Origin of the sequence: Kitasatospora sp. NPDC090091 (assembly GCF_044747365.1) — a bacterium.
Taxonomy (GTDB): domain Bacteria; phylum Actinomycetota; class Actinomycetes; order Streptomycetales; family Streptomycetaceae; genus Kitasatospora.
This window is the reverse complement of sequence record NZ_JBIVDY010000053.1, coordinates 1-4,289: the sequence shown is the minus strand read 5'-3', so window position 1 is coordinate 4,289 and position 4,289 is coordinate 1. Positions and strand designations below refer to the sequence as shown.

4 protein-coding genes and 1 pseudogene are annotated in these 4,289 nt (G+C 74.0%); 3 read left to right on the top strand and 2 right to left on the bottom strand.

What is annotated here, in order from left to right; all coding sequences use genetic code 11:
- Positions 1–96: pseudogene (locus tag ACIPSC_RS38945) on the bottom strand (electron transfer flavoprotein subunit beta); the annotation flags it as partial.
- Positions 97–532: 436 nt separating this feature from the next.
- Positions 533–946 (bottom strand): TlpA family protein disulfide reductase, encoded by a 414-nt coding sequence (locus tag ACIPSC_RS38940; RefSeq protein WP_400835131.1) that lies wholly within the window; start codon positions 944–946, stop codon positions 533–535.
- Between the two features lie 254 nt (positions 947–1,200).
- On the opposite strand from ACIPSC_RS38940, the gene ACIPSC_RS38935 reads away from it, so the two are divergent.
- The 3 genes from ACIPSC_RS38935 to ACIPSC_RS38925 all read left to right on the top strand — a co-directional run bounded on the left by ACIPSC_RS38935 (position 1,201) and on the right by ACIPSC_RS38925 (position 4,119).
- Entirely contained in the window at positions 1,201–1,626 is a 426-nt protein-coding gene (locus tag ACIPSC_RS38935) for a DUF4395 domain-containing protein (protein ID WP_400835128.1), read from the top strand.
- Positions 1,627–1,921: 295 nt separating this feature from the next.
- Positions 1,922–2,692: a lysophospholipid acyltransferase family protein gene (locus ACIPSC_RS38930; RefSeq protein ID WP_400835125.1), complete on the top strand. Its 771-nt coding sequence runs from the start codon at positions 1,922–1,924 to the stop codon at positions 2,690–2,692.
- 230 nt (positions 2,693–2,922) lie between these two features.
- Positions 2,923–4,119, top strand: coding sequence for a TolB family protein (locus ACIPSC_RS38925; protein WP_400835122.1), 1,197 nt, complete (start codon positions 2,923–2,925; stop codon positions 4,117–4,119).
- The last annotated feature ends 170 nt before the right edge of the window (positions 4,120–4,289 follow it).

Sequence of the window (4,289 nt, the reverse complement as noted above, 5' to 3'; positions counted from 1 at the left end):
CACGCCCTCCCGGTCGGTGGTGTGGTCGTCCGCGAACCGACGGTCACCCGTCGCGTCCGGCACGTACTTCACACAGACAACGATCCTCAAGCTCACGGCCTGTCTCCTGTACTGGTCTCGTCCGGCGGCTGCGGCTGTGCAAGCGGGCGCGAAAGCGGCACGCACCCGCTCCGGGCAGCGTGTTCCCGTGCCGGTCCGGAACTCTCTGGCAGCATACTCGCCAGTAGCTCAGTGGTCACTACTGGCCAGTAGCTTACGCCGCCGGGCCCGGCCCGGACGCCCCGCCCGGAGGCCCGGACGGCCCGGAGAACGCCCGGACCGGACCCCGCCGGCGGAACGGCCCGCACTGCCGTCGTCGCCCATCCTGCCCCAGGCCGCGCCGGACACCACCTGACGGGGCGGCACATCCGGGGCGAGATTCACCGCCGGAACGGCGGGATCCGCCCCCGGCCGCCCGGTCCGGCGTGTCCGGCCCGCCCACGCCGGCAGGCGCCCACCCGGCTCCGCGCGGGTCCGCAGGCGCGCGCCCGGGTCAGACGGCCTCGCCCAGGGCCGCGATCACGTCCGCCTTGCGCGGCAACCCCGCGGCCCGGCGCACCACCCGCCCCTCCGCGTCCAGCACCAGCACGGTCGGCGTCCGCAGGACGTCCAGCCGGCGGACCAGCTCCAACCGCGCCTCCGCGTCCAGCTCCACGTGCGCCACCCCCTCGACCATCGCCGCCACCTCGGCCAGCACCCGCCGGGTCGCCCGGCAGGGCTGGCAGAAGGCCGTCGAGAACTGCACCAGGGTGGCCCGCTCCCCCAGCGGCCCGCCCAGCTCCGCCTCCGACAGCCGAACCGCCCCGTCCTTCGTGCGCACCCGCAGCCTCCCGTCGCGCTCGGTCCGCAGCAGCCCGAACGCGCTCGCCACCGCGAGCACGACAACGCACACCACCAACCCGGTCATCCCCCCAGTCTGCGGCAGGCCCGCCGCGCCCCGGCACGGCGTCCGGCCACCGGGCGGTCGACCGGGCCCCGCCCCGGCGAAAGCGGTCGACCGCCGGAGCCGCGCCCGCGTACCATCGCCGCGTGAACTCCGACCGCCCCGCACCGCCGCTGCTGACCACCCGCCGTGTGGTCGACCTGTGCCGGGCCACCGCCTCGCGCTGTCGCTGACGCACCCCGTCACCGCCCCCGCCACGCGCCCCTCCCGGAGTCCCCGTGCAGATCGACCCCCGCGGCCCGCGCTTCGCCGCCGCGCTCACCACCCTCGTCCTGATCGCCGTCCTGCTCACCGGCAGCGGCCTGCTGCTCGCGCTGCAGGCCGTCGTGTTCGGCCTCGGCGCCGTCGGCGGCCTGCACCGCTCCCCCTACGGCTGGGTGTTCCGGACACTGGTCCGCCCCCGGCTCGCACCCCCGACCGCGACCGAGGACGAGCGGCCGCCGCGCTTCGCCCAGGGCGTCGGCCTGGCCTTCGCCGCCATCGGCACCCTCGGCTTCCTCACCGGTGTGGCCTGGCTCGGCCTGCTCACCGCCGGCTTCGCGCTCGCCGCGGCGTTCCTCAACGCCGCCTTCGGCTACTGCCTCGGCTGCGAGATGTACCTGGTCGTCCGCCGCGCCCAGGGCCGCCTCGACCCCACGCCCTGACGGCCGGCCCCACCGGGTGCCGGGGGTACCCGAGGGCTCCCTATGACCGGGGGAGGCACGCGACGCAGCAGGTACCGGAGGCTGCGGCAAAAGGTTCCCGCCCGCCCCATCACGGAGATCACACCCCCCGGCCGAGCCCGACGGCCCCGCTCAGGTGACAGCGGGCACTCGTTCGGGGGATCATCTCCGTGTATCGCCCGTGCCGCCGCGGCGTGCCGCGCCTCCGGTCGGCCCCCACGCCCGGTCCGGGTACCGCCTTACCGGGCCGCCAGGCCCGTGGAAGTCAGGACTGACCGTGGCAGAGTTCGTCTACCCGCCGGTGATCGGCGCCGCACTGACCGTCTTTCGCGCACTCGACGTGCGCATCAAGATCGTCGGCGCCGAGAACATCCCCGCCAAGGGCGGGGCAGTCCTGGTCAGCAACCACATCAGCTACCTGGACTTCCTCTTCGCCGGCCTCGGCGCCTACCGCGGAGGCAAGCGCAAGACCCGCTTCATGGCCAAGGACGACGTCTTCAAGCATGCGATCTCCGGCCCGCTGATGCGCGGCATGAAGCACATCCCGGTCGACCGCACCGACGGCCAGCCCGCCTACGAGGCCGCCGTGCGCGCGCTGCGGGCGGGCGAGGTGGTCGGCGTCTTCCCCGAGGCGACCATCAGCCGTTCCTTCATGCTGAAGAAGTTCAAGACCGGCGCCGCCCGCATGGCCGCCGACTCCGGCGCCCCGCTGCTGCCGGTCGTGCTCTGGGGCACCCAGCAGCTCTGGACCAAGGGCCGCCCGAAGACCCTCACCAAGCGGCACGTCCCGGTCACCATCATGATCGGCGAGCCGATCGAGCTGTCCGACACGGACAAGCCGGTCATGGTCACCCGCCGGCTCCGTGCCGCGATGAGCGAGATGCTGGAGCGCGCCCAGCGCGAGTACCCCGGCAAGCCGACCGGCCCGGACGACACCTGGTGGCTCCCCACCCACCTTGGCGGCACGGCACCGACGCTGGAGGCCGCCGAGGCCGAGGACGAGGCCGAGGCCGCCGCCAAGGCCGAGCGCCGCGCCGCCCGGGGCTGACCCCCGCGCCCGCCGGGCCGGGGCATCCCCCCGGCCCGACGCACGTGCCCGGGGTACGGCGGCAAAACCTCCGTACTCCATCGGTCAACCAGACGGTCCGCTCTTCATACTCCATGTGACCGATCGACGCCGGAGCGTCGCGTGTCGCCCGCTCACCCGCACTCTCCTTCTGCCACAGTGGCAGCTCCCCCGGGGCTTCGTCCTGCGGTGGAGACGGAGAGGACACGCCGATGACCGGCACACAGCAGCTGCCACCCACCACTACGGCCCGCACCCGCGCCCGCGCAGGTGCGGGCCTTCTGCTGGCCGGCGCCCTGCTCACCGGATGCGGCGCCGAGCCGGGCGAGATCCCGCTCAGCGAGATCCGGGCGGAGACACCGCCCGCCACGCCCACTCCCACCCTCGCGCCCGAACCCGCCGTCGCCGTCTCGGCCCCACCCGACCCGGCCCTCGCGGCCGCGGCGAGCGCGCGGCACAACGGCTTGATCGTCGGCCGGGTCTTCCTCACCAGCGACCGCACCACCAGCGCCGTCTTCGCCATCGCCCCCGACGGCAGCGGCGCGCACCAGCTCACCCGGCCGCCCGCGCAGACCCGCGACGACCACCCCGACTGGTCTCCCGACGGCACCACCGTCGCCTTCGACCGCGCCGGCGCCGACTCCGCCGGCCGGATCTGGACGATCGGCGCCGACGGCGAGAACGCCCACCAGGTCGGCCCGCTCTGCGAAGCCAGTGCCCCCGACTGCACCAACGAGGAGGAGGTCACCCCGGCCTTCTCCCCCGACGGCAAGCAGATCGCCTTCAGTCGCACCTGGGGCAGCACCGACCCGACGGCCAATCAGACCCAGTACAGCGACCTCTACCTGATGAGCCCGGACGGCACCAACGCCCAGCGGCTGACCTTCCTGACCAACGACAAGCCGTACTCCGGCCTCGTCACCGACCCCACCTGGTCGCCCGACGGCAAGCAGCTCGCCTTCTCCTACCGGACCAGCGCCACCGGCCAGCCCGCAAACAGCCGGGCCCTCTACGTCGTCAACGCCGACGGCACCGGCCTGCGCAGGCTCACCCCCTGGGAGCTGCGCGCCGGCGACCGGGCCAGCTGGTCCCCCGACGGCACGCAGATCGTCTTCACCACCTACCCCGCCGGCGGCGACAACACCCCGGGCGGCGGCATCTACACCGTCCACCCCGACGGGACGGCCATCGGCGCCCTCACCCCCGGCCCGTCCGACGTCGTCTACGGTGCCGCCGCCTACTCCCCCGACGGCACGGCGATCGCCTTCACCCAGGCACCGGTCAACGGCAGTGCCGAGCTGTACACCATGAAGAGCGACGGCTCGAACGTCGCCCCGCTGACCAACAGCCCCGACCACTGGGAGAGCCGCCCCAACTGGGGCACCGCGGTGGGGACACCGCGCGACTGACCCGAGGTCAGCACTCGGTCGGGCACGGCGCCATGCCGTGCCCGACCTCTTTTCGGGAATTGCCCCGAAAACGCGAAGAACCCCCGATCCGGAATGGATCGGGGGTTCTTCGGAATGATTGTTCGGCGGCGTCCTACTCTCCCACAGGGTCCCCCCTGCAGTACCATCGG

Bases quoted from the DNA above. Each gene is read 5' to 3' on its own strand.
- ACIPSC_RS38940 (WP_400835131.1), bottom strand. From the start codon at position 946: ATGACCGGGTTGGTGGTGTGCGTTGTCGTGCTCGCGGTGGCGAGCGCG.
- ACIPSC_RS38925 (WP_400835122.1), top strand. From the start codon at position 2,923: ATGACCGGCACACAGCAGCTGCCACCCACCACTACGGCCCGCACCCGC.